General features: G+C 66.7%; 22 protein-coding genes and 1 tRNA gene. 10 read left to right on the top strand and 13 right to left on the bottom strand.

Translation table 11 applies throughout. The annotated features are described in order from the left end of the window. Positions 1-36: 36 nt before the first annotated feature. The 6 genes from rpmB to KQ310_RS14825 all read right to left on the bottom strand — a co-directional run bounded on the left by rpmB (position 37) and on the right by KQ310_RS14825 (position 5,395). Entirely contained in the window at positions 37-273 is a 237-nt protein-coding gene (gene rpmB, locus KQ310_RS14850; protein WP_197155889.1) for a 50S ribosomal protein L28, read from the bottom strand. Between the two features lie 119 nt (positions 274-392). Beyond that, positions 393-2,342 (bottom strand): molecular chaperone HtpG, encoded by a 1,950-nt coding sequence (htpG, locus tag KQ310_RS14845; RefSeq protein WP_259722485.1) that lies wholly within the window; start codon positions 2,340-2,342, stop codon positions 393-395. Between the two features lie 216 nt (positions 2,343-2,558). Then, positions 2,559-2,783: a ferredoxin family protein gene (locus KQ310_RS14840; protein ID WP_259722484.1), complete on the bottom strand. Its 225-nt coding sequence runs from the start codon at positions 2,781-2,783 to the stop codon at positions 2,559-2,561. 73 nt (positions 2,784-2,856) lie between these two features. Next, positions 2,857-4,035, bottom strand: coding sequence for an ATP phosphoribosyltransferase regulatory subunit (locus KQ310_RS14835; protein WP_259722483.1), 1,179 nt, complete (start codon positions 4,033-4,035; stop codon positions 2,857-2,859). 47 nt (positions 4,036-4,082) lie between these two features. Next, positions 4,083-5,030 carry an inositol monophosphatase family protein gene (locus tag KQ310_RS14830; protein WP_259722482.1) on the bottom strand — a complete coding sequence of 316 codons (948 nt, stop codon included), beginning with the start codon at positions 5,028-5,030 and terminating at the stop codon, positions 4,083-4,085. After that, on the bottom strand, positions 5,027-5,395 hold the full coding sequence (locus KQ310_RS14825) for a 2Fe-2S iron-sulfur cluster-binding protein (RefSeq protein WP_259722481.1): 369 nt from the start codon (positions 5,393-5,395) through the stop codon (positions 5,027-5,029). Before KQ310_RS14825 ends, KQ310_RS14830 begins: the two co-directional genes overlap by 4 nt. A gap of 91 nt (positions 5,396-5,486) precedes the next feature. Between KQ310_RS14825 and KQ310_RS14820 the strand changes: the two genes are divergently transcribed. Then, positions 5,487-5,573: transfer RNA gene (locus KQ310_RS14820), tRNA-Ser, on the top strand. 220 nt (positions 5,574-5,793) lie between these two features. Here KQ310_RS14820 and KQ310_RS14815 read toward each other — a convergent pair. The 4 genes from KQ310_RS14815 to pstC form a co-directional block, all read right to left on the bottom strand. Continuing rightward, on the bottom strand, positions 5,794-6,072 hold the full coding sequence (locus tag KQ310_RS14815; RefSeq protein WP_259722480.1) for a hypothetical protein: 279 nt from the start codon (positions 6,070-6,072) through the stop codon (positions 5,794-5,796). An 85-nt stretch (positions 6,073-6,157) separates the two neighbouring features. Further along, the gene (gene pstB, locus KQ310_RS14810) at positions 6,158-6,973 is read right to left on the bottom strand and encodes a phosphate ABC transporter ATP-binding protein PstB (RefSeq protein ID WP_259722479.1); all 816 of its coding nucleotides are present in this window, start codon (positions 6,971-6,973) and stop codon (positions 6,158-6,160) included. Positions 6,974-7,031: 58 nt separating this feature from the next. After that, positions 7,032-7,943, bottom strand: coding sequence for a phosphate ABC transporter permease PstA (gene pstA, locus KQ310_RS14805; protein WP_259722478.1), 912 nt, complete (start codon positions 7,941-7,943; stop codon positions 7,032-7,034). A 61-nt stretch (positions 7,944-8,004) separates the two neighbouring features. After that, a complete protein-coding gene (gene pstC / locus KQ310_RS14800) occupies positions 8,005-8,958 on the bottom strand; it encodes a phosphate ABC transporter permease subunit PstC (protein ID WP_259722477.1) in 954 nt (317 codons plus the stop codon). Between the two features lie 162 nt (positions 8,959-9,120). Between pstC and dnaK the strand changes: the two genes are divergently transcribed. Genes dnaK through murQ form a run of 4 tightly spaced genes read left to right on the top strand, consistent with a single transcriptional unit; the run spans position 9,121 to position 14,082 of the window. Then, positions 9,121-11,505, top strand: a complete 2,385-nt coding sequence (gene dnaK, locus KQ310_RS14795) for a molecular chaperone DnaK (RefSeq protein WP_259722476.1) — start codon at positions 9,121-9,123, stop codon at positions 11,503-11,505. Positions 11,506-11,537: 32 nt separating this feature from the next. Continuing rightward, on the top strand, positions 11,538-12,581 hold the full coding sequence (locus KQ310_RS14790) for a DnaJ domain-containing protein (protein ID WP_399238541.1): 1,044 nt from the start codon (positions 11,538-11,540) through the stop codon (positions 12,579-12,581). Between the two features lie 59 nt (positions 12,582-12,640). Continuing rightward, entirely contained in the window at positions 12,641-13,045 is a 405-nt protein-coding gene (locus KQ310_RS14785; RefSeq protein WP_259722475.1) for a DUF3110 domain-containing protein, read from the top strand. Next, positions 13,042-14,082, top strand: coding sequence for an N-acetylmuramic acid 6-phosphate etherase (gene murQ / locus KQ310_RS14780; protein ID WP_259722474.1), 1,041 nt, complete (start codon positions 13,042-13,044; stop codon positions 14,080-14,082). Before KQ310_RS14785 ends, murQ begins: the two co-directional genes overlap by 4 nt. Here the strand turns inward: murQ and mtnP are convergent. Beyond that, complete coding sequence (gene mtnP, locus KQ310_RS14775; protein ID WP_259722473.1) at positions 14,052-14,984, bottom strand: S-methyl-5'-thioadenosine phosphorylase; 933 nt, start codon at positions 14,982-14,984, stop codon at positions 14,052-14,054. The two genes, murQ and mtnP, sit on opposite strands and share 31 nt — an antisense overlap. Before the next feature lie 194 nt (positions 14,985-15,178). On the opposite strand from mtnP, the gene KQ310_RS14770 reads away from it, so the two are divergent. Then, positions 15,179-15,619 carry a peptidylprolyl isomerase gene (locus KQ310_RS14770; protein ID WP_259722598.1) on the top strand — a complete coding sequence of 147 codons (441 nt, stop codon included), beginning with the start codon at positions 15,179-15,181 and terminating at the stop codon, positions 15,617-15,619. Here KQ310_RS14770 and ribBA read toward each other — a convergent pair. Further along, entirely contained in the window at positions 15,603-17,273 is a 1,671-nt protein-coding gene (gene ribBA / locus KQ310_RS14765) for a bifunctional 3,4-dihydroxy-2-butanone-4-phosphate synthase/GTP cyclohydrolase II (protein WP_399238536.1), read from the bottom strand. The two genes, KQ310_RS14770 and ribBA, sit on opposite strands and share 17 nt — an antisense overlap. 68 nt (positions 17,274-17,341) lie before the next feature. On the opposite strand from ribBA, the gene argC reads away from it, so the two are divergent. Then, positions 17,342-18,430, top strand: coding sequence for an N-acetyl-gamma-glutamyl-phosphate reductase (argC, locus tag KQ310_RS14760; RefSeq protein WP_259722472.1), 1,089 nt, complete (start codon positions 17,342-17,344; stop codon positions 18,428-18,430). Here argC and purN read toward each other — a convergent pair. Beyond that, positions 18,369-18,977, bottom strand: coding sequence for a phosphoribosylglycinamide formyltransferase (gene purN, locus KQ310_RS14755; protein WP_259722471.1), 609 nt, complete (start codon positions 18,975-18,977; stop codon positions 18,369-18,371). The two genes, argC and purN, sit on opposite strands and share 62 nt — an antisense overlap. Before the next feature lie 130 nt (positions 18,978-19,107). Here purN and KQ310_RS14750 point away from each other — a divergent pair, with 130 nt between their 5' ends. Genes KQ310_RS14750 through KQ310_RS14740 form a run of 3 tightly spaced genes read left to right on the top strand, consistent with a single transcriptional unit; the run spans position 19,108 to position 22,167 of the window. Continuing rightward, positions 19,108-19,452: a DUF1257 domain-containing protein gene (locus KQ310_RS14750; RefSeq protein WP_259722470.1), complete on the top strand. Its 345-nt coding sequence runs from the start codon at positions 19,108-19,110 to the stop codon at positions 19,450-19,452. 13 nt (positions 19,453-19,465) lie between these two features. Next, positions 19,466-21,232, top strand: coding sequence for a M61 family metallopeptidase (locus tag KQ310_RS14745; RefSeq protein WP_259722469.1), 1,767 nt, complete (start codon positions 19,466-19,468; stop codon positions 21,230-21,232). Beyond that, positions 21,229-22,167, top strand: a complete 939-nt coding sequence (locus tag KQ310_RS14740) for an N-acetylmuramoyl-L-alanine amidase (protein WP_259722468.1) — start codon at positions 21,229-21,231, stop codon at positions 22,165-22,167. Before KQ310_RS14745 ends, KQ310_RS14740 begins: the two co-directional genes overlap by 4 nt. Positions 22,168-22,184 lie beyond the last annotated feature (17 nt).

The raw sequence follows: 22,184 nt of genomic DNA, 5'->3' as shown, positions 1-22,184 counted from the left end.
CAGCTGCCCCATGGGGGCGGCTTAAAATGACACTCTTCAGATCTTGGCCAGGTTGACGCCCAGTTCGCGGGCGTAGGCACCCAGGCCTTTCTTCTGGATGGTTTTGAGGGCACGGGTGGACACCCGCAGCTTCACGAAGCGTTTGCCCTCGGCCCACCACAGGCGACGCTCCTGGAGGTTCACCTGCTGAAGTTTCTTGGTGCGCACATGGGAGTGGCTGACGGCCATCCCGTTGTTGGCGCGCTTGCCGGTGAGCTGACAAACCCGGGACATGACGTTCTACCGAAACAACACAACGCTCGGGCATCAATGCCCAAGCGAAGACTTTAGCAAAAGGGCTCCAGCCTCTGGTGGAGCCTTGGTTCAAGCTGGCCCGCAGGGCCGGATCCAGCTCAGAGGCCCCGTTCCATCAGCCGGCCCATCAGGTCGCCGCTGCGCTGCTGGAAGCCGGCCAGCTGGTTCGGCTCCAGGCCTCCCACCGCCAGTCGTGCCAGCTCATAGATGTGGCGGCTCAGGTCGCTGGAGAGTTGCTGGCTGGGGGAGCTGGCCGCAGCGGCGGGCGAGGTCAGAACCGCTCCAGCGGAAAGCTTCAGCAGACCCTCCACCAGCCGGTGACGGCGGTTGATCAGCAGCACGTGATGATCGGGCAAACCCGGCAAGCGCTGTTCCATCAGGGCGCCCATGTCGTTGATGCGGCGCATCTGTTCCGGCAACAGGATCAGGGCGGCCGGGGCACTGTCGCCCTTGAGGGCCTGAACCTGGATGGTCACCCTGTCGTCGGCCAGGGCACTGCGGAACAGGTCGCGTAATTTCTCGGAGGCGTCCTTGCCATCGGCATCGGCCAGCTCGCTCTCCTGTTCCTTGAGGCTGTCGTCGAGTTCGGCGTCGACCCGCTGGAAGGTCAGTTCCTCGTGGCGGTGTTCCAGCCAGGGAATGAACTGGGTGTCGATGAAGGTGTCCGCCAGCAGCACCTCGGCGCCCTGGCTGCGCCACAGGGCCAGTGGCCCGGCCTGGCCGGCTTCATCGGTGCAATACAGGATCCGCTTGCCGTTGTCAGCAGCGAGGCGGCTCCGATAGCCGGAGAGCGTGGTGTAGATCTTCCCATCGGTGGGGATGGGATCAAGGGCAGTTGCCTCGGCTGCGGCGTTGTCATCCGTATCACTGGAAGGGGATTCAGCCGCGGAAGCCGTGGTGCCGAACAGCACCAGATCAGCCACCTGGTCGGCGAACTTCTCGTCTTCCATGGCACCGATCTTGATGAACGGTGCCAGCGATTCCCAGATCTCGGCGTAGCGCTTCGGTTCGTCCCGATGCAGCTGCTTCAGCCTGTCGCCCACCTTTTTAGCCACAAAGCCGCCGATTGAGCGCACTCGTCGGTCGGTCTGCAGGGCCGAGCGGCTCACGTTCAGAGGGATATCCGGCGAATCAATCACGCCCCGCAGGGGCAGCAGATAGCGCGGCACCACCTCCTTGATCGAGTCGCTCACGAACACCTGGCTGCAGTAGAGCCGGATTTCTCCCTTCTCCCAGTCGGCCCGGCCGCTGGAGCGGGGGAAGTAGAGGATTCCCTGAAGGTTGTAGGGGTAATCGGTATTGAGATGCACCCAGAGCAGCGGATCGCCCTGGAAGGGGTAGAGATACCGGTACAACGCGATATAGTCTTCATCCTTCAGCTCGCGGGGGCTCTTGCGCCACGGTGCCTCCCGCTTGTTCACCGTTTCACCTTCGAGCTGCACCGCCACCGGCAGGAAGTCGCAGTAGGTGGTGATCAGGGTGCGGATGCGGGAGGGCTCGATGTATTCGAGTTCCTCCTCCATCAGGTGCAGGATCACATCGGTGCCCGGTTCGCTGCGCTCGGCGCTCTCGAGGCTGAAGTTGGGCGAGCCATCGCAGCTCCAGCGCACCGCTTCGCTTCCCTCGCGGGCGCTGAGCGTGACCAGCTCCACCTGGCTGGCCACCATGAAGCTGGAGTAGAAGCCGAGGCCGAAGTGGCCGATGATGGCGTCATCCTCCTGCTTGTATTTCTCGAGGAAGTCTTCAGCGCTGGAGAAGGCCACCTGGTTGATGTAGCGCTTCACCTCATCGGCAGTCATGCCGATGCCGTTGTCGCTGATTGTGAGGGTCTTGGCCTCCCGATCGATACGGATCTGGATCATGCCTTCCGGACCTTCACTGCAATCTCCGCCCATAGCGGCCATGCGGCGCTTGCTGATGGCATCGACGCCGTTGCTCACCAGTTCCCGCAGGAACACCTCATGACCGCTGTAGACGGCCTTTTTGATGATCGGGAAGATGTTTTCGGTATGGATCTGAATCTGGCCTGTCTCTTCCAGCACCGGCATGGTCAGGGTTGGATCACTGCCAGTGACCGTAGAGGCCGGACCGCGGGCTGCTCAAGCCACCAGAGGGAGGGGTCTCCGAACTTGCCAGCACATGTCTGGTGAAGGTCTTGGTCTGGCGGCAATCCGAGCGACTCAATCAGCGCACCATCCAGTCCCTGCTCTGGGGTGGGGCGCCAGGGCACTGGCTGGCACGCGGCCGTTGGATCCCCGCAGGGCTCAGCCTGCCCGCTGGAGCTCGGGTTTCTCCTCCGAAAGGATGGCCCCGTCCACAGGGCACACCTGCAGGCAGATGCCGCAGTCAATGCAGGTGTCGAAATTGATCCAGTAGAAGGCCGTGCCCTTGCTGTTGGCCCCCTGGCCGGGATGAATGCAGGCCACCGGGCAGGCATCGACACAGTCGGCCACGCCCTCGCACACATTGGTGACGATCGTGTGGGCCATGCAGGGTCGAACCAGTGGGAGCTGATCCTAAGGATCGGCTTTGGGCCGCTGTGCTTCCGCGACCCTCCGGCGTTCAGTCCGGCAACCAGATGGCTCCATGGCAGCCGCGCTCACGGGCGATGGCGTCGGCTTCGGCCTGGCTGGCACAGGGCTTCGGGCCCAGTTCCGCCGCTTCCTCGGCGGCGTGCAGCTGTTGGAGCCGCTGCAACGCCTTCGGCAGGCCGGCGCTGGTCCGGCAGCTCACCAGCCAGCGTGGCTCGGCGTCAGCGCCGCAGGCAGCACTGGCCAGCAGATCACGGATGGCATCGATCGCAAAGGCAAAACCAACCCCTGCCGCCTGGCCGGCATCGCTGCAGAAGCGGCCCACGAGCTTGTCGTAGCGCCCACCGCTGGCGATGTCGCGGGGGGCGTCCGTGGCCTGGCAGACCAATTTGATCACCAGGCCGTCATAGAGGGCGAAGTGGGGCTGAAAGGTGGGATCGAGCTGCAGGGTCACCCCGAGCGATGCCGCCGTCGGCGCAACGCTGGCCAGGGTCTGGGCGAGCTCGTTGAGCGGCTGGATCGGCCCGAGCCATTGCTCGAGCTGGTAGAGCACCGCCGTGGGTTCTCCCCGCAGCCGCATGAGCTGCTGCAACTGGCTGCGCTGCCCTCCCGGCAGCGGCAGCTGCTCCAGGGCGAGGGGATCGAAGCTGGTGAGGGCCTGCCGCACGGCTCCGGCCTGCTCGGCAGGGATCGACGCCAGCAGGGCCGAGAGGATGCCGTGGTGGCCCACCAGCAGCCGGGGTTGGTGGTGGGGCTGCAGCCCCAGGGTGGCGGCGGCAGCGAGCAGCAGATGCAGCAGTTCCGTATCGGCGGCGGCGGAGGGCTCCCCCAGCAGCTCAACGCCGCATTGCACCTGTTCGCTGATCCGCTGATCGCCGCCATCGGCGATCGCGGTGCGGAAGGTGTTGCCGCTGGCCCACAGCCGCAGCGGACGAGGCCGGCTGGCGAGGCGCGTGCTGGCGGCCCGGGCGATTGAGGCGGTCAGCTCAGGACGCAGGGCCAGCGGATCGTCTGAGGCGAGCCGAACCATCTCACTGGCCGCGATGGCACCACCGGCTTCGAGGGTGTCGATCCGCTCGATCGTGGGGGGGTCCACCTCCTGGTACCCCCAGAGCCGGAAGACACCGGCCAGCAGCTCCACAAGTCTGCGGTTCCTCTCCACCTCGCGCGGGTGGCGGTCCCGGGCGCCGGCGGCGGGTTGCAGAGCCATGGCGATCGGGCGAGGAAGAAGGCTGGGCGATCCTATGGACTGCCCCGTCAGGGCCCATCCAGCTCAGGGGCACCGAAGCTGGCGCCGCTCAGCGGACGGCAGGCGGCCAGGCCTGCCACCAGGGCGCCATGCAGCTGGGGGCCGCAGGCGATCAGTCGACCGCTGCTGAGATCGAAGGGACTGCCGTCGTAGCTGCTGATCAGGCCACCGGCCTGTTCCACCAGCACCACGCCTGCGGCCAGATCCCAGGGGGACAGGCCGCGCTCCCAGTAGCCATCCAGCCGACCCGCCGCCACAAAGGCCAGATCCAGGGCGGCGGCACCAGCGCGCCGTACGCCGTGGCTGCGGTGGGTGAAGTAGGCGAACTCGGCGTAGTTGTTGTCGAGCCGGGTGCTGCGGTCGTAGGCGAAGCCAGTGGTCAGCAGAGCGTCACTGAGGCGTTCGCAGGGGCTCACCTGCAGCCGGTGGCCGTTGCACCAGGAGCCGAGGCCCGGTGCGGCCCAGTACAGCTGATCGAGGCCCGGTGCGGCCAGGGCACCGAGCAGCGGCTGGCCCTGCCAGGTGAGGCCCACGGAGGTGCCATAGAACGGAAAGCCATGGGCGTAGTTGGTGGTGCCGTCCAGAGGGTCGACGCACCATTCCAGTTCGCCTGAGCGTTTGCGGCGGCCGCTCTCCTCGGCCAGCACTCCGATCTGGGGTGTTTCCGCTTCCAGAAGGGCCAGCACGGCCGCTTCGGCGGCCAGATCAGCCTCGGTGACCAGATCGCCGGCGCGGCCCTTCTCGCGGACCTGCTCCAGCTGACCATCAAAGCGCCGCAACTGGGTGCCCCCGGCCTCGGCGGCGCGGCGGGCGATCGCCACCAACCGCTCCAGCTCGCCGAGCGACAGCCCCGAGGCAGCCAGGGCAGCATTAGACACAGACCGCGGCGACGTCACGGCACCGTCGGCCGGCACGATCGACGGGGCGTTGGGAAGGGAGCTGGTGGAACCGCTCATTCGTCGTCGAGGGGCAGGCCGGGACGCACCTTGCCACGGCCGAAGAAGCGACCGAACTGAAGGTCATAGACCTCGTCCTCGTCCTGGGTTTCGACTTCCAGGGGCCCGAGGGCCCTGGCAACGCAGAGAAGGCCGTAGCCCTTGGCGCGTACCTCCCGCGACAGCCCCAGGGCTTCGCGCTGGTCGATCTCACCGGACAGCACCCGCACGGCGCAGGCCGTACAGCAGCCATTACGGCAACTGAAAGGCAAGGGTTCACCCTGCTGCTCGAAGCTGCGCAGGATGTACTCCCCTTCCGGCACCTCCCGGCGGATCACCCGGTTGGCCTGGCGCCAGTGGATCGTGATCGGATGGCTGCGGGTCATGAAGAGGACAACGTTGGAGGAGCGGGACCGTAGGACGAGGAGCCGCCGGACCGGCTGCTACATTGCCACCGGATTGCCCCATTTTGCCCCCGGAGAGGTGGCCGAGTGGTCGAAGGCGCAGCACTGGAAATGCTGTATAGGGGCAACTCTATCGAGGGTTCGAATCCCTCCCTCTCCGTTACCCCCCAGCCGGCTCTTAAGGCCGGCTTTTTTATGACTTTTCGGGGCGATCTTTAGATGGTTCAGGCTTGCTCCTGATCGGGGCGATCGTGGTCTGAGTTGATTCGGATTGCGCTTCGGACTGAGCTTTGGACTGCGCTTCAGATTGCGCTCGAGTGGTCTCTCGCCACAGTCGCTCCTGCAGAGCATCACCAGCCAAGATGCAACGTCTTGCGCGATCAGTCCGGTTTTGACTGATGAACCTGCTGCAGGTGGTTGGCTTCCATGGCCGCTGAACGCTCCCGGATCCGCCGCCGCCGCCAGCGCCGGTAGGCCACCACAGTCCAGAGCAACTCGGCCACCATGAAGGGCCAGGCACCCGCCAGCAGACCGTAGATGCCGGAGGCCAGGCAGCCGACCGCAAACACCAGGATCCAGGCGGCCGCCCGCTCTTCCTGGATGTAAGCGATCAACATGACCGTGACCGCCGCCACCCCGAATATCGTGAGGGGATCCATGGCCAGTCGGCACGGGGTGCCCGTCCATGGTGAAGCTTCGCCGCGCCAGAGCTTCAGCAGAAGCCTGCCTCAGCCGAAGCCTGTGTCAGCCAAAACGGCCAGAGACGTAGTCCTGCGTGGACTGCTGCGCCGGGGCGTTGAAAATGCGTTCGGTTTCGCTGAACTCCACCAGATAGCCCACCTTGCCGGAGCCTCCTTCCACGGCCTCGGCATTGAAGAAGGCGGTCATGTCCGCCACCCGCACGGCCTGCTGCATGTTGTGGGTGACGATCACAATCGTGTAGCTGCGCTTGAGCTCGTGCATCGTCTCCTCGATCTTCAGTGTGGAGATCGGATCCAGAGCTGAGCAGGGTTCATCCATCAGGATCACCTCCGGTTCGGTGGCGATGGCGCGGGCGATGCAGAGGCGCTGCTGCTGGCCGCCAGAGAGGGCGAGGCCGCTCTCCTGCAGTTTGTCCTTGCATTCATCCCACACGGCGGCCTTGCGCAGGGAACGCTCGACCAGTTCATCCATATCGCCGCGATAGCCATTGATCCGGGCACCGAAGGCGATGTTCTCGTAGATGGTCTTGGGGAAAGGGTTGGGCTTCTGAAACACCATGCCGATCCGCCGCCGCACTTCCACCGGATCCACATGCGGTTCGTAGAGGTCGTAGTTGTCGAAGATCACCCGGCCCTTGAGATGGCAGCCCGGGATCAGATCGTTCATCCGGTTCAGAGCGCGCAGCACTGTGGACTTACCACAACCGGATGGACCGATGAAGGCCGTGACCTGGCCGTGGGGGATGTCGATGTAGACGTTACGGACCGCCTCGAAGTTGCCGTAAGAGATGGTCACATTCTCCAGAGACATGCAAACGTCGTTTGCATAAGTCTTAGGTTTTTGCTGGGTGGAGGTCATCGGAGGAGAGCAGCGAAACGGGAAAAAGGGGAGGGAAACTGCTAAGAAAGAAGGTCGTTCATCTCTGGGCGAAGCTGCTGAACCAGCGGGCCAGAAGATTGGCAATCAGGATCATCACCACCAAGACGAAGGAGGCGGCCCAGGCCAGGGCGTTCTGGGCCTCGTACGGCATGATCGCAAAATTGAAGATCAAGACCGACATCGTGGCGATCGGACTCAGCAGACTCTCCGGCCAGAAGGGGGAGAACAGGGCGGTAAAGATCAGTGGCGCCGTTTCCCCTGCTGCCCGGGCGATCGCCAGCACAACGCCCGTGGCGATTGGCGTGAAGGCGGAAGGCAGGGTAATGCGCACGATCGTGACGAAGCGGGAAGCTCCGACTCCATAGGCGCCCCAGCGCAGTTCCTGCGGCACCAGCTTCAGCCCCTCGTCGGTGGTCTTGATCACGGTGGGCAGCATCAGCACCGCCAGGGCCAGGCCACCGGCCAGGGCGCTGTAGCTGCGGTCAAAGAGAATCCGTGTGGCCACGATCGCGCCGTAGACGAAGACGCCGCAGATGATCGATGGCACCCCAGCCAGCACGTCGTTGCCGAAGCGCACGAAGCGGGCGAACCAGCCGCCCATCGAGTATTCGCTCAGATAAATTCCACCACCTACGCCCACAGGGATCGCCACCAGGGCGGCCACCAGGGTGACCACCAGGGTGCCGACCACGGCATTGCCGATGCCCCCACCATCAAGGCCGGGAGGCGGCGGCAGCTCGGTGAACAGGCTCAGGGAGATCAGACTGCCCCCCTGAACCAGCACGTAGAAGAGCACCAACACCAAGGGAATAATGGCGATGGTGGCAAACATGCCCGCAACGCCAGTGAGCACACGATTGATTCGGTTGCGCTTCAGCCGGCGATCGAAGCTCAGTGGCCGCCGGTCGAAAAGATCTTCGTGGGGTGCGCCGATGGTGCTGATACTCATGGAGACGAAGCCGTTGAGGAGAATGCCTGGAGCTGGCGGAAATCTGAAAGTGGAGTGAGTTTCAGTAGCGCAAGCTGAAGCGCCGCACCAACATCTGGGCCAAAACGTTCACGATGAAGGTGAGCACCATCAGCACCAGGGCCGCATACATCAGTGCCGAGACCTGAATGCCGGAGGCCTCGCCGAACTGGTTGGCGAGCATGGCCGAAATGGTGTTGCCGGGAGCCAGCAACGAGAAGCTGAAGTTGAGCGAATTGCCGATGATCATTGTCACGGCCATTGTCTCGCCCATGGCCCTGCCCAGGGACAGCATCACACCCCCGACAATGGCTGAGATCGCCGCCGGAAGAATGATGTTGAAGATCGCGCCCCAACGGGTGCTGCCAATGCCGTAGGCGGCCTGACGAAGTTCCAGAGGCACCTGGTTGAGCGCATCTCGGGAGATGGCCGTGATGATCGGCAGGATCATCACCACCAGAATCAGGATTGCGGGAGCCATGCCCGGTCCCTGCGGAATCGTGTCGAAAAACGGAGTCCAGCCCAGCAGCCGATGCAGCAGCTCAAGGGCAGGACGGATAGCGGGCTCCATCACGAAAATTGCCCAGAGCCCCAAGACCACGGACGGAATAGCAGCCAGCAGCTCCACCATCAGACCGATGGCACTGCGCAGCCGGGTGGGGATCAGGTCTTCGGTGATGAAGATCGCTGTTCCCACGCCCAGAGGAACGGCGATGGCCAGGGCCAGCAGGGACGACACCATCGTGCCGTAAATGGCCACCAAGGCTCCGTATTGATTATTGACCGGATCCCAGGCGGAACTGACCAGGAATCCCGCGCCGAAGGTGCCAATCGCCTCGTGGGCTCCTTCTGCGATCGTGAGAAAAATGCCCAGGAGGAGCAACGCCACCACCGAAGCCAGGGCCAGGGTGAGCTGGCGGAAGCCGGTGTCCAAGAACCGCTCTAAGGGCGGACGACGACGGAGGGTGAAGGCGTCGTTACTGGAATCCGTCGTCATGGGGGGGCGGAGCAGAACACGGTGATGTGCGAACGGCACCGCGGCTCGAATCTAAGGAAATGGGTTCTCCCCACCGTTTAAAGGCCGATTAAAGGCTCCGCTCCGCCTGAACGGAGTGCCCACGGCGGGAGTCGGTAGCTTTGGGGCGCGCAACGGGAAGTCATGGGCCGCATCGTGGGCATCGACCTGGGCACCACCAACTCGGTGGTGGCGGTGCTGGAAGGTGGCCGTCCCCAGGTGATCGCCAGTGCCGAAGGCGGTCGCACCACCCCCTCGGTGGTGGGTTTCAGCCGCGATCAGGAGCTGCTGGTGGGGCAGCTGGCGCGGCGTCAGCTGGTGCTCAACCCGCGCAACAGCTTTGCCAACCTCAAGCGCTTCGTGGGGCGCAGCTGGGATGAGCTCGATGAGGGCAGCCTGGCGGTGCCTTACACGGTGCGGGCCAACGAGGCCGGCAATGTGCGGGTGCTCTGCCCTGCCACCGAGCGGGAGTACGCCCCCGAAGAGCTGGTTGCCAGCATCCTGCGCAAGCTGGTGGACGATGCCGCCACCTACCTGGGCGAGCCCGTGGAGGCGGCGGTGATCACCGTGCCCGCCTATTTCAACGACGCCCAGCGCCAGGCCACCCGTGATGCGGGCCGGCTGGCGGGCATCGCCGTGGAGAGAATCCTCAACGAACCCACCGCCGCTGCCCTCGCCTACGGCTTCGATCGCAGCAGTGCCAAGCGGGTGATGGTCTTTGATCTGGGAGGAGGCACCTTTGATGTGTCGGTTCTGCGCATCGCCAATGGTGTCTTCGATGTGAAGGCGACCAGCGGCGACACCCAGCTCGGCGGCAACGACTGGGATCGCCGCATCGTCGACTGGCTGGCCGATGCCTTCCAGAGCGAGCACAGCATCGACCTGCGCCGCGATCGTCAGGCGCTGCAGCGGCTCACCGAGGCAGCGGAGAAGGCGAAGCAGGAGCTCAGTGGCGTGCAGAGCACGCCCATCTCCCTGCCCTTCATCGCCACGGGTCCGGATGGTCCCCTGCACATTGAGACCACCCTGGAGCGGCGGGTGTTCGAGAGCCTTTGCCCGGATCTGCTCGATCGCTTGCTACGGCCGGTGCAGCGGGCCCTGCGGGATGCGGGCCTGGCCTCGGAAGACATCGACGACGTCGTGCTGGTGGGGGGCTCCACCCGGATGCCGATGGTGCAGGAGATGGTGCGCACCCTGATTCCGCGGGAACCCTGCCAGTCGGTCAACCCCGATGAGGTGGTGGCGATCGGAGCCGCTGTGCAGGCCGGCATCCTTACCGGTGAGCTGCGCGATCTGATGCTCAACGACGTCACGCCCCTGTCCCTTGGCCTGGAGACGATCGGCGGGGTGATGAAGGTGCTGATCCCGCGCAACACGCCGATTCCGGTGCGCAAGAGCGATGTGTTCAGCACCTCGGAATCGAACCAGAGCTCCGTGGAGATCCATGTGCTGCAGGGGGAGCGGCAGATGGCCGAGGGCAACAAGTCGCTGGGGCGTTTTCGCCTCTCCGGCATTCCGCCAGCGCCGCGGGGGGTGCCCCAGGTGCAGGTGTCGTTCGACATCGACGCCAATGGTCTGCTGCAGGTCTCAGCCACCGACCGCACCACAGGCCGCAAGCAGAGTGTGTCGATCCAGGGGGGGTCCAACCTCAGCGAGGACGAGATTCAAAGCCTGCTTGCGGAGGCCGAGCAGAAGGCCGGCGAGGATCGCCGCAAACGGGCCGAGGTCGATCGCCGCAACCGCGCCCAGACCCTGGTGGCTCAGGCCGAACGGCGGCTGCGGGATGCGGCCCTGGAGCTGGGTCCCTATGGGGCGGAGCGGCAGCAACGGGCGGTGGAGCTGGCCGTTCGCGATGTGCAGGATCAGCTGGCGGGTGGTGATCTCGGCGAACTGGATCTGGCGGTGAGTCAGTTGCAGGAGGCCCTGTTCGGCCTCAATCGCCGCCTGCTGAGCGAGCGCAAGGCCGAGAGCGGCCCCTTGCAGGGCCTCAAGAACACGCTCGGCTCCCTCAAGGATGAACTGTTTTCCGACGACGACTGGGACGACTGGGATGGCCCGGGCCGTCCTGGTCGCTCCGATGCCGATCGCTGGGGCTCCGGCTCCTATGGCGCCAGTTCTTATGGATCCAGCTCCTATGGCGGCCTGGGTGGCGTGGGTCTCGATCGCCAACCGGCGCTGCGTCGGGACAGCAGCTGGTCCGGCTCCGGAGGCTTCCCGAGTGAGCAGGGCCTAAGCGTTGATCGTGCCCCAATGGATCGCTCCTATCCAGAGAGCAGCTACCCCCAGACCGGCTACCCACAAACCGCTTACCCCGAACCTCCCCCCTACCGCGACAATGGTTCTCGCGAGTCTGCCTATCGCGATGCCAGCGATCGCAACTCTGAAGATCGCTCATCTGGCTACCGCGATCCCAACCGCCGGGATCCGGACAATCGCTTGGACGAGAGCCGCAAGCGCGCCGCACCGCGTCCCCCCAGCCGGCCGCCGCGCTCCGAGTGGGGTGACGATGACCCCTGGGGCGAGATCTGAGCCTGGGAGACGCGCAGACCGGGATGCCAGCGATGGGGATGCCAATGACGGGTGCCGGCAGCGCCCCTGACCACTGGGGGGTGCTCGGGCTGGAGCCGGGCAGCGACGCCCCCAGCCTGAAGCGGGCCTTCCGGGCCCAGGCGCGCCGCTGGCACCCCGACCTGAACGGCAATGATCCGGTGGCGGAGGAGCGCTTCAAGCTGGTCAACGAGGCCTACGCGGTGCTGTCCGATCCGCAGCGCCGCCGGGCCTGGGAAGCCGGCGAGGGAAGCGCGGCCGGGGCGTCCTCCTCCGATCCCTTTGCGACGGGTTTCCCGGACTTCCAGGACTACCTCGAGACCCTGTTCGGTCGTGGGCGCAGCCGGCGCAGAGAGGTTGAGGAAACGGAACCTATGGACGCTCCAGGCACCACCCAGGCGCCGGGGCCCCAACCTTCCGCAGCAGCCGCATCATGGGGGCGCCCGTTCGGTGCCGGTCGCCGCATGGATGGGAATCCCGGTTCCGAGGATCCCAGTCTTGAGGGTCCGAGCGGTGAGGTGACGGCCGCCGCGCCGTCGCCGCCGCCGGTGCTGTTTGCCGAGGATCAGGAAACGGTGCTCGATCTCACCCCCGAGCAGGCGCTCAGCGGCGCACCGGTGCAGCTGGAGCTGGCAGACGGCACAGTGGTGGAGGTGAGCACGCCGCCCCTGGCGGGGGATGGCTGGCGGCTGCGGCTGGCCGGGGTGGCCCCCGGTGGCGGCGACCATTTCCTGCAGCTGCGCGTTCGCACCGCCGAGGGGTTGCGGGTCGATGGGCTGCGTGTGTCCTATGCACTGGAGCTCCAGCCGCCCGATGCCGCCCTGGGCTGTGACGCGGTCGTGCCCACCCTCAACGGACCTGTGAAGCTGAGGGTTCCGCCAGGGTCGTCGTCGGGGCGGTTGCTGCGCCTGCGGGGCCGGGGGTTGCGCCTCGGGGAGCAGTGCGGCGATCAGATCGTGGAGGTTCGGGTCGTGGTGCCCGAGCTGCTCAGCGATGCGGAGCAGGCGCTCTACCGCCGGCTGCGGGAGCTGGCCGCCGAGGCCGCCTCAGAGCAGTGAGGCGCGGATCAGTGAGATTCGGAGCAGTGAGACACTGACGTGGTTCTGGTTGGCCTGCCATGGCGGTGCACGTTCTGCTCTTCGATGCCGGCAGCGAAAGTGAAGGCATCCACTCCCTGGAGGTGAGCGGTCGCACCGTGGTGCTGCTGTTTGAGGATCGCGACGACGCCGAGCGCTATGCCGGATTGCTGGAGGCCCAGGATTTCCCCGCTCCCACGGTGGAAGCGCTGGACCGGGAGGAGATGGAGATGTTCTGTGATCAGTCCGGTTACGAGGCCCGCTTCGTTCCGGCCGGATTCCTGCCCCAGTCCGCCGAGGAACGGCTTCTGATCGCGCCGCCCGAACGCAACATGGACGTGAGCCAGTGGCAGGAGCAGGAGCTGGAGCAGGCGATTCCAGAGACGATCAGCTCCGGCAACGCCGACCTGGAGGCCTTCCGCCGCCAGTTGGAGGGGCTGCTGTGAGTCCAGAGCCAGCGAGCCCGGGCAGCGATCGGGGTCATCTGCTCACCGAGCAGCCCAATCCCGCCAGCGAAGGGCTGGACCGGCTATCCACCGACGCCCTTGTGGACCTGTTCTGTGAGAACGAGCGTGGCCCCCAGCAGGCTGTGGTCGCCGCCGCCGGGGTCCTCGCTCAGGCCATCGATGCCATCAGCGATCGGTTGCGCGGCGGCGGCCGCCTTTTCTACCTGGGTGCCGGCACGTCAGGCCGACTCGGTGTGCTCGATGCGGCGGAGTGCCCGCCCACGTTCTGCACCCCGCCCGAGCTGGTTCAGGGGGTTCTGGCCGGCGGTGCTGCGGCTCTGCTGCGCAGCTCGGAAGGCCTGGAGGATTTGGCCGAGGCGGGCCGCCAGGATCTTGAGGCCCGTGGCTTCAGCGGCGCTGATTGCCTGGTGGGGATCGCCGCAGGGGGCACCACCCCCTACGTGCATGGCGGGCTCAACTACGCCCGCGAGATCGGTGCCCTGGCCATCGCGATGGCCTGCGTGCCCGCCGCCCAGGCCCCCATGCCCTGCGACCTCGATATCCGCCTGCTCACGGGGCCGGAGCTGCTCACTGGCTCCACCCGTCTCAAGGCTGGCACCGCCACGAAGATGGCGCTCAACATCCTCTCCACCGGCGTGATGGTGCGGTTGGGCAAGGTGCACGGCAACCGCATGGTGGATGTGGCGGTGACCAACAGCAAGCTCGAGGATCGGGCCCTGCGCATCCTGCGGGATCTGGCTGGCGTGGGCCGGCAGCAGGGTGCCGAGCTGCTGGATCTGGCCGGAGGATCCGTGAAGCTGGCCCTGCTGCTGGCGGCCCTGATCACCGCCAGCAGGGAAACGGCCAGTGATCCCTGCCCTGAACAGGGTTCTGCCCAGTCTTCCGCAGCGTTATGCCTTGACGAGGCTCGCGGCCTGCTGGATCAGCATGGTCCCTCTCTTAGGTCCACCCTGGCCGCTGCAGGGGTGGAACTGGCGCCCGGGGTTCAGGCCGCCGGCTCGAACGCACCCCAGTAGGGGGCGGTGAACAGGTCGACCCGGCGACGGGTTTCGGGGGGGACCTGATCGGCGGGCGTCATCAGGGCATGGCGCAGGGCATGGTGGGCCGTGCTGGGCGGGCGCAGTTCCCCGAGCCGCTCCACGGCCATGCGCACGATCTGCTGGGCCAGGGTCGCGTTAGCTCTCAGGTTCTCGATCACCATCTCGACGCTGACCGAGGCGTGGTCGTTGTGCCAGCAGTCGTAGTCGGTCACCATCGCCAGGGTGGCGTAGGCCATCTCCGCTTCCCGGGCCAGTCGGGCCTCGCTGTGGTTGGTCATGCCGATCACTGAGCAGCCCCAGCTGCGGTAGAGCTCCGATTCCGCCCGGGTGGAGAAGGCGGGTCCTTCCATGCAGAGATAGGTTCCTCCGCGATGCAGGGCCCGGCCTCCTGGCATCAGGCTGTCACCCACGTCGGAGAGCAGACGGCTGAGGGTGGGACAAAAGGGATCGGCCACACCCACGTGGGCCACGGCACCCTCACCGAAGAAGGTGAGCGGCCGCTGGTGGGTGCGATCGATGAACTGATCGGGCACCAGCATGTCGAGCGGGCGGAAGTGCTCTTGCAGCGACCCCACCGCCGAGACCGACACAATCCAGCGCACCCCGAGCGAGCGCAGGGCCCAGAGATTGGCGCGGTAGGGCACCTCCGTGGGGGTGTAGGTGTGATACCGGCCGTGGCGAGCCAGAAACACCACCTCGGCGTTGCCGATCCGGCCGAGCCGCAGATCATCGGAGGTAGGGCCGTAGGGGGTTTCAACCGTGATCTCGCGGACGTCCTCCAGCCCATCCATGGCGTAGAGCCCGCTGCCGCCCAGCACGCCGATCCGGGCGCTGGCCAGGTCGTCCCGTGAGGTGGTGCTTGCAGAACGTGGGGCCATCGTGAGGGAATCTGGCGAGGTAGGAGCCTTTGGGCCTGGAAGAAGTCAAGCCCTGCGGGCCGGGACTGGTGGAAACACTGGGGGTGTTCTACCCCACGGCACCGGAGTGCGACGACCGGGCGGTGATCCCCCGCTGCGACGACCCGGCAGCGCAGGCCGAGCTCGATACAGTCCTCCTTTCCGCTTGTTTCCCTGTGACCAAAGCCGTGATGGAGACCGACGCCGGAACGATCGAGCTGGAACTGTTCGATGCCGATGCACCGGGCACCGTCGCCAATTTCGTCAAGCTGGCCGAAGAGGGCTTCTACGACGGCCTTGCCTTCCACCGCGTCATTGATGGCTTCATGGCCCAGGGCGGTTGCCCCAATTCCCGCGAAGGTGCCCGCGGCATGGCCGGGACCGGTGGCCCCGGCTACACGATCCCCTGTGAGATCAACACCCACAAGCACCAGGCCGGCAGCCTCTCGATGGCCCATGCAGGCAAGAACACCGGTGGCAGCCAGTTCTTCCTCTGCCATGGCGTCCAGCCCCACCTCGATGGGGTGCACACCGTGTTCGGTCAGACCGGCAACATGGATGTGGTGATGGCGCTGCACAACGGCAGCCGCATCAACACGGTCACCATTCAGAAGTGACCGGCGCGGTCCAATGCAGGAAGGCATTGGGTTCGAGCGCCAGCCTGCTGGCCGGGGCGTTGCGCAGGGCCACCAGGTCCCGATGCTCCGGTTCGAGCAGGGCGCTGGGGTGGGCGGTGCGCTGAGCGTCCGGGGCCAGGAGGAGGCTCACGGCCGCGGTGGCCTCCCAGCTCGCCATCAGCCGTAAGGCCTCCATCAGCGCCTCGGCCTCCAGGGCTTCGCCCGCTGGGGCCGTGAGCAGCACCGCCAGCTGCGGCTGCTCCAGCAGGGCCAGCAGACGCACATGCTCCTCCCGCTCCAGCAACACTCCTCGGCGGCTGGCCCAGACCTCCAGGCCCTCCAGCTGCCTGGCAAGCCCGGCTTCATCGCTCTGTCCCCGCCAGGCCAGCACCGCCGTGGGTCCCTGGGAGTCGCGACCCATCAGGTGGCCGAGCTTGGTGCGCTTGGTCTGGAGGTAGGCGGCATTGTGCTGACCCGCATCCATCACCAGGGGCACCCGATCCACCACCTCAAGCCCATAGCCGCCCAGACCGGCGATCTTGCGGGGATTGTTGGTGATCAGCCGTAGCCGCTGTACGCCCAGGTCGCTGAGAATCTGAGCGCCGACGCCGTAGTTGCGCAGGTCTGCCGCAAAGCCGAGATGTTCGTTGGCTTCCACGGTGTCGAGGCCACCATCCTGGAGGCTGTAGGCCCGCAGCTTGTTGATCAGTCCGATGCCGCGGCCCTCCTGGCGCAGATACACCACCACGCCTTCTCCGGCGGCCTCGATCATCTGCATGGCGGTCTCCAGCTGGGGCCGGCAATCGCAGCGCAGCGAGCCGAAGGCGTCGCCGGTGAGGCATTCGGAGTGCACCCGCACCAGCACCGGGCCGGTGGAGGTCTCCGGGCTGCCCTTGACGATCGCGACGTGCTCGCTGCCGTCGAGTTCGTTGCGGTAGCCGATCGCGCGGAAGGTGCCGAAGGCGCTGGGCAGGGCGGCCTCCGCCTGGCGACGCACGAAGCGTTCGGTGTCGAGTCGGTAGCGGATCAGGTCGGCGATCGAGATCAGCCGCAAGCCATGCAGCCGCGCGTAGCGCGCCAGCTGAGGCAGGCGGGCCATCGAGCCGTCCGGGTTCTGGATCTCGCAGATCACTCCGGCGGGATATAGGCCAGAGAGGCGGGCCAGGTCCACGGCCGCTTCCGTGTGGCCGGCCCGTTTCAGCACCCCGCCCTGGCGGGCCCTGAGGGGGAAAATGTGTCCAGGGCGCCGCAGATCAGCCGGCCTCGAGTGGGGATGGATCGCCACCTGGATGGTGCGGGCCCGGTCCTCGGCAGAGATGCCGGTGCTGACGCCGTTTTCCGGTCCGGCGTCGACGCTCACCGTGAAGGCGGTCTGGTTGCTGTCGGTGTTGCGATCCACCATCAGGGGCAGATCGAGGGCATCGAGCCTCTCCCCCTCCATGGCCAGGCAGATCAGGCCCCGGGCCTCGGTGGCCATGAAGTTGATCTGTTCGGGGGTGGCGAACTGGGCGGCACAGATCAGGTCGCCTTCGTTTTCGCGGTTTTCGTCGTCCACCACCACGATCGATTCGCCGTTGCGAATGGCCGCCAGGGCGTCGGCGATGGCGTCGAAGGCGATGGTCTCGATCTGGAACGGTTCGGAAAGGGCGGTCAAGGCCAGCGACCGAGTCGCAATAGTCCTTTATAGAGCCCGGTACGATCTGCCGTTCCCGCCAATTCGGCATGGCTCCCTCCTCCGTCCCTGCCGCGACCGTTGCCCGGGTGGCGGTGATCGGAGCCACCGGATACGGCGGTCTGCAGACCCTGCGGCTGCTGCATCAGCATCCGCAGCTGCAGGTGACCTATCTCGGCGGTGAACGCAGTTCCGGCAAGCGCTGGCGGGATCTGGTGCCGTTCCTGCCGTTACCGGGGGATCCCGTGGTCCAGTCACCCGACCCCGAGGAGATCGCGGCGGCGGCGGATCTGGCGGTGCTCAGCCTGCCGAATGGCCTGGCGGCCCAACTGGTGCCGCCTTTGCTGGAGCGGGGCGTGAAGGTGGTCGACCTCTCCGCCGACTACCGCTACCGCTCCCTCAGCCAATGGCAGGAGGTCTATGCCGCCGAAGCGCGCCAGGTTCCCCGCAGCGACAGCGATCTGTGCCAGGAGGCGGTCTATGGCCTGGTGGAGTGGGCGGAAGAGCGCATTCGCGGCGCCCGACTGGTGGCGGCGCCCGGCTGCTTCCCCACCGCCAGCCTGCTGGGCCTGCTCCCCTTTCTGCAGCAGGGTCTGATCGAGACCCGCGGCATCGTGATCGACGCCAAGACGGGCACCTCCGGCGGTGGCCGGGCCGCCAAGGAGCACCTGTTGCTGGCCGAGGCCAGCGAAGCGGTGGCGCCCTACGGCGTGGTCGGTCACCGCCACACCAGTGAGATCGAGCAGCTGGCCGGTGAGGCCGCCGGGCGCGCCATCCAGCTGCAGTTCACGCCGCACCTGATGCCGATGGTGCGGGGGCTGCTGGCGACGGTGTACGGGCGGCTACGGGATCCGGGCCTCACCGCCGACGACTGCACCACCGTGCTCGCCGCCGCCTACCGCCATGCCGACTGCGTCGAGGTGCTGCCGGTGGGGACCTATCCCTCGACCAAATGGGTAAGGGGCACCAACCGCGCCCTGATCAGCGTGCAGGTGGATCCCCGCACCGGCCAGCTGATCGTGATGAGTGCCGTCGACAACCTGATCAAGGGCCAGGCGGGCCAGGGGGTGCAGTGCCTCAACCTGATGGCGGGTCTGCCGGCCGCCACCGGGCTGCCCCTGCTGCCGTTCTATCCCTGAGCCGCTGGGCGGCGATGCCGACCCCCAGCGGCAGGATGCGGTGCTCCTGCACCTGAATGCGCGCGGCGAGGCTGGCGCGATCGTCACCGTCGAGCACCGGAACGGCGGCCTGGATCAGGATCCGGCCACTGTCCACCGCCTCGCAGACCAGGTGAACGGTGCAGCCCGCCAGCCGCACCCCTGCCGCCAGGGCCTGCCCCACCGCATCGACGCCGCGGAAGCTGGGCAACAGCGAGGGGTGGATATTGACCAGCCGATCGGGATAGGCGGCAATCAGCACCGGCGTGACGATCCGCATCCAGCCCGCCATCACCACCAGGTCCACCTGAGCGTCCTGGAAGCTCTCGCTCAGGGCCCGGTCGAGCGCTTCGCGGCTGGGCTGCAGCCGATGGTCGAGGGTATGGCAGCGGATGCCCAGCCGCTCGGCCCGCTGCGCCGCGCCGCAACCGGGGTTGTTCACCACCAGGCGCTCCACCCTGCCGTTCAGCGCCCCGCTGCGGCAGGCGTGTACCAGAGCCTCGAAGTTGGTGCCGTTGCCCGAAGCCATCACCCCCAGCCGCAGGGGAGGGTGCCGCTCCGACTCGGATCGGGGCTGGGATTGGGATGGTGGTTGTGGCAATGGCCACTGGATTGCCAGTCCGGAATCGCTAGGGTTCAACCAAGCGGGCCTGGCGTCCATGTCCCATCTCTCCATCCTGCCCACGGTGCTGCGCGATGCCGATTGCCTGGCAGCCAGTCTGACCTCCATGGGTTTTGAGCCCCGCTGGGGTGGTGTTCTCAAGGGTTTTGCCGGCGAGAGTGAGCCGGTGCAGCTGCAGGTGGAGTTGGGTAGCCACGGCGTTCTTGGCTGGGCTCCCGCGGCGGATGGCAGCCTCGCTCTGGTGGGCGATCTCCAGCGGATCAGCCGCTCGCACACGCTGCAGCGCCTGCTCTCCGATCTCACCCGCCGCTACGCCAGCCGGCTGGCCCTGCTGGAGGCCCAGTCCTCTTTGGATGGTGCCAGCGTGACGCTCGTTCCTTGATCCGCGGCTGCCGGTGCCTTTGCTGACGCTGGATCTTTCGGAGCCCCATCAGCACCTGGTGCGGGCCAGGCTGGCCTTCAAGCCCCGATCGGCTTGCCTGCGTTTCAGCCTGCCGCGCTGGACACCCGGCTCCTATTTGCTGCGGGAGTACGTGCGCCACCTGGAAGGGTTGGAGGTGCTGCAGGCTGGCCGAGTCCTGAAGCCCCGCCGGCTGGGGCCGAGCCTCTGGCAGCTCGATGGGGTGGGTCCGGAAGACCTGACGATCGCTTATGCCCTGCAGGCCACCGAGCTGACGGTACGCACCTGTCACCTCTGCGGCGACCACGGCTTTCTCGCTCTGGCGGCGGTGCTGCTGCTGCTGGAAGGCGAGCGATGGTCTCCCCATGAACTGGAGCTGCGCTTGCCAGACGGGTGGGAGCCCTTCGTGCCCCTGCCGCGCAACGACCAGGGCCGCTGGTGCGCCGCCGATGCCGATCAGCTGATCGACACGCCGGTCGAAGCCGGCCCCCACCCCAGCCATGCCTTCACCGTCGCTGGGGTGCCCCACCGCTGGGTGGGTTGGGGCGGTGATCTACCGGCGTTTGATCCGGCCTGGCTCAGCGATGTGGAAATGGTCTGCCTCGCCTGCTGCCGCCTGATCGGCGAAGCGGCACCGGCAGCGCCGGACTATTTGTTCGTGCTCCACCTGCTGGACAACGGCTATGGCGGCCTTGAGCACGACCGCAGCACCGTGCTCCAGTACGGCCGCCGTGCTCTGGCCAAGCCCGATGGCCGGCGCAAGTTGCTGCAGCTCGTGGCCCATGAGTACCTGCACCAGTGGAACGTGCGGCGCCTGCGACCAGCGGAACTGACGCCAATCGACTACTGCAGCGCCGCGATCGTGCCCACCCTCTGGTTTGCCGAAGGGGTGACCAGCTACTTCGACCAATTCCTGCCCCTGCTGGCCGGTTGCAGCGACGAAGCGGCCCTGCTGGAGGATCTCGGCGCTGATCTCAGCCGCTATCGCCTCAACCGAGGGCGGCGGGTGCAAAGCCTGCGCAGCAGCAGTGAAGAGGCCTGGGTGAAGCTCTACCGGGCCGATGCCTATTCCCCCGACAACCAGGTGAGCTACTACCTCAAGGGTGCTGTGCTCGCCCTGGTGCTGGATCTGCACCTGCGGCGCTCCGGCTCCTGCCTGGCCCAGGTGCTGCGCCGGCTCTGGACGGCGCTCGGTCGCTGCGGACGGGGGTACCGCGAGGCCGATCTGCTCGAGGCCTTCACCGCTGAGGCTGCCGATCTGGCCCACCTGTTGCCCCGTTGGCTGGAGGGTAGCGCCGAGGTGGATGAACCCGATCTGGATGGCTACCTCGCCACGGTGGGCCTGCAGTTGCTGCCGGAGCTGCAAGATCTCCCCGATCTGGGCCTCAGTTTGGATGAGACTGGCCCCGGGGTTCTGCGTGTCAAGGGGGTGGTGCGGGGCGGCCCGGCCGAACAGGCTGGTCTCGATGTAGGCGACGAACTGCTGGCGGTGGATGGGCAGCGACTCCGGGCTGTCGCGGATCTGGAGGCGATCTGGAACGATCCCCTTCGCCCGGCGTGGAACCCAGCTGCAGCCGAGGCTGGGGCCCTGGTTGCTGAGATCCCAGCCCTGGAGCTGCTGGTCTGCCGCGATGGACTGGTGCGTGCCCATTGGCTGCAGCCCTGGCCGCCGGCGGTGAAGGCCTGGTCTCTGCAAGCGGATCCCACCGCCGCCGCCGCTGCCCTCGCCCAACGCTCGGCCTGGTTCGGGGTGGTGCCATGAGGCGGGCCCGCGTGGCGCTGCGGCGGCGTTGGCGCCGCCGGACGGCTCCCACTGCCACCGTGATCGCCCCCCCGGCCCTGGTGGCCATCGGTGCTGCCGGTGTGTTGGGCCTGGGAGGGCTGGGCTGGATGGCGCGCCAGCTGATCGCCTCCGCCACCGGTGCCGAAGGCAGCCCCTCTCTGCTGGAGATCCTGCAGGAGGTGCGCCAGGCGCCGATGGCGCCAGCGTCGGGTCGTCGTCAGGCTCCCCCACCACCCCAGGGGCACGTCTGGCGCTCCCCCTTGCGCCCATCCTGCGCGCCAGCTCCGGCAGCCCTGCGCCAACGGCTGGAGAACCGCCTGGCCGTTCTGCAGAACAACCCCCAGCGCGTGCAGATCGATCCCAGCAATTTCGGCAGCCGCTTCGATCACGATGCCTTCGGCAATCCGGTGGATCCCACCCCGAAGGTGGTGGTGCTGCACGAAACCGTCTACGGCATCGGCTCAGCCCTCAACACCTTCGTCACCCCCCATCCGAACGACGACGATCAGGTCAGCTATCACACCTTGATCGGCGGAGATGGGGCGGTGATCAACACGGTGGATCCGTCCCAGCGGGCCTTCGGGGCCGGCAACTCCGCCTTCAACGGTCTCTGGGTGATCACCAATCCCAAGGTGAGTGGTTCGGTCAACAACTTCGCCTTGCATCTCAGCCTCGAAACCCCGCTGGACGGTGAAGACGATGGCCCCGGCCACAGCGGCTACAGCTCCGCCCAGTACGACGCCATGGCGGTGGTGCTAACCGACTGGATGCGGCGTTTCGACTTCCCGCCCCAGAACATCACCACCCACCGCTACGTCGATCTCGGCGGTGAGCGAGCCGATCCCCGCAGCTTTGACTGGCGTGCGCTGGAAGTGCGGCTGGCGGCGCTGGGGATGCTCTGCCCCTCCCGCTGAATCCACCGCATCGGTCT

The sequence above is a fragment of the Synechococcus sp. CS-1328 genome, assembly GCF_025128095.1.
Taxonomy (GTDB): Bacteria; Cyanobacteriota; Cyanobacteriia; order PCC-6307; family Cyanobiaceae; genus CBW1002.
The sequence above is the reverse complement of the archived record's forward strand: the minus strand, read 5'-3'. Positions and strand labels throughout refer to the sequence as shown.

What these genes read in the sequence shown, in the direction of transcription:
- KQ310_RS14740 (WP_259722468.1), top strand. Translation starts at nt 21,229, where the DNA reads ATGAGGCGGGCCCGCGTGGCGCTGCGGCGGCGTTGGCGCCGCCGGACG.
- rpmB (WP_197155889.1), bottom strand. Translation starts at nt 273, where the DNA reads ATGTCCCGGGTTTGTCAGCTCACCGGCAAGCGCGCCAACAACGGGATG.
- pstB (WP_259722479.1), bottom strand. Translation starts at nt 6,973, where the DNA reads ATGACCTCCACCCAGCAAAAACCTAAGACTTATGCAAACGACGTTTGC.
- KQ310_RS14790 (WP_399238541.1), top strand. Translation starts at nt 11,538, where the DNA reads ATGGGGATGCCAATGACGGGTGCCGGCAGCGCCCCTGACCACTGGGGG.
- KQ310_RS14750 (WP_259722470.1), top strand. Translation starts at nt 19,108, where the DNA reads ATGTCCCATCTCTCCATCCTGCCCACGGTGCTGCGCGATGCCGATTGC.
- KQ310_RS14840 (WP_259722484.1), bottom strand. Translation starts at nt 2,783, where the DNA reads ATGGCCCACACGATCGTCACCAATGTGTGCGAGGGCGTGGCCGACTGT.
- purN (WP_259722471.1), bottom strand. Translation starts at nt 18,977, where the DNA reads ATGGCTTCGGGCAACGGCACCAACTTCGAGGCTCTGGTACACGCCTGC.
- pstC (WP_259722477.1), bottom strand. Translation starts at nt 8,958, where the DNA reads ATGACGACGGATTCCAGTAACGACGCCTTCACCCTCCGTCGTCGTCCG.
- mtnP (WP_259722473.1), bottom strand. Translation starts at nt 14,984, where the DNA reads ATGGCCCCACGTTCTGCAAGCACCACCTCACGGGACGACCTGGCCAGC.
- KQ310_RS14835 (WP_259722483.1), bottom strand. Translation starts at nt 4,035, where the DNA reads ATGGCTCTGCAACCCGCCGCCGGCGCCCGGGACCGCCACCCGCGCGAG.
- KQ310_RS14830 (WP_259722482.1), bottom strand. Translation starts at nt 5,030, where the DNA reads ATGAGCGGTTCCACCAGCTCCCTTCCCAACGCCCCGTCGATCGTGCCG.
- dnaK (WP_259722476.1), top strand. Translation starts at nt 9,121, where the DNA reads ATGGGCCGCATCGTGGGCATCGACCTGGGCACCACCAACTCGGTGGTG.
- KQ310_RS14825 (WP_259722481.1), bottom strand. Translation starts at nt 5,395, where the DNA reads ATGACCCGCAGCCATCCGATCACGATCCACTGGCGCCAGGCCAACCGG.
- argC (WP_259722472.1), top strand. Translation starts at nt 17,342, where the DNA reads ATGGCTCCCTCCTCCGTCCCTGCCGCGACCGTTGCCCGGGTGGCGGTG.
- KQ310_RS14785 (WP_259722475.1), top strand. Translation starts at nt 12,641, where the DNA reads ATGGCGGTGCACGTTCTGCTCTTCGATGCCGGCAGCGAAAGTGAAGGC.
- htpG (WP_259722485.1), bottom strand. Translation starts at nt 2,342, where the DNA reads ATGCCGGTGCTGGAAGAGACAGGCCAGATTCAGATCCATACCGAAAAC.
- pstA (WP_259722478.1), bottom strand. Translation starts at nt 7,943, where the DNA reads ATGAGTATCAGCACCATCGGCGCACCCCACGAAGATCTTTTCGACCGG.
- KQ310_RS14815 (WP_259722480.1), bottom strand. Translation starts at nt 6,072, where the DNA reads ATGGATCCCCTCACGATATTCGGGGTGGCGGCGGTCACGGTCATGTTG.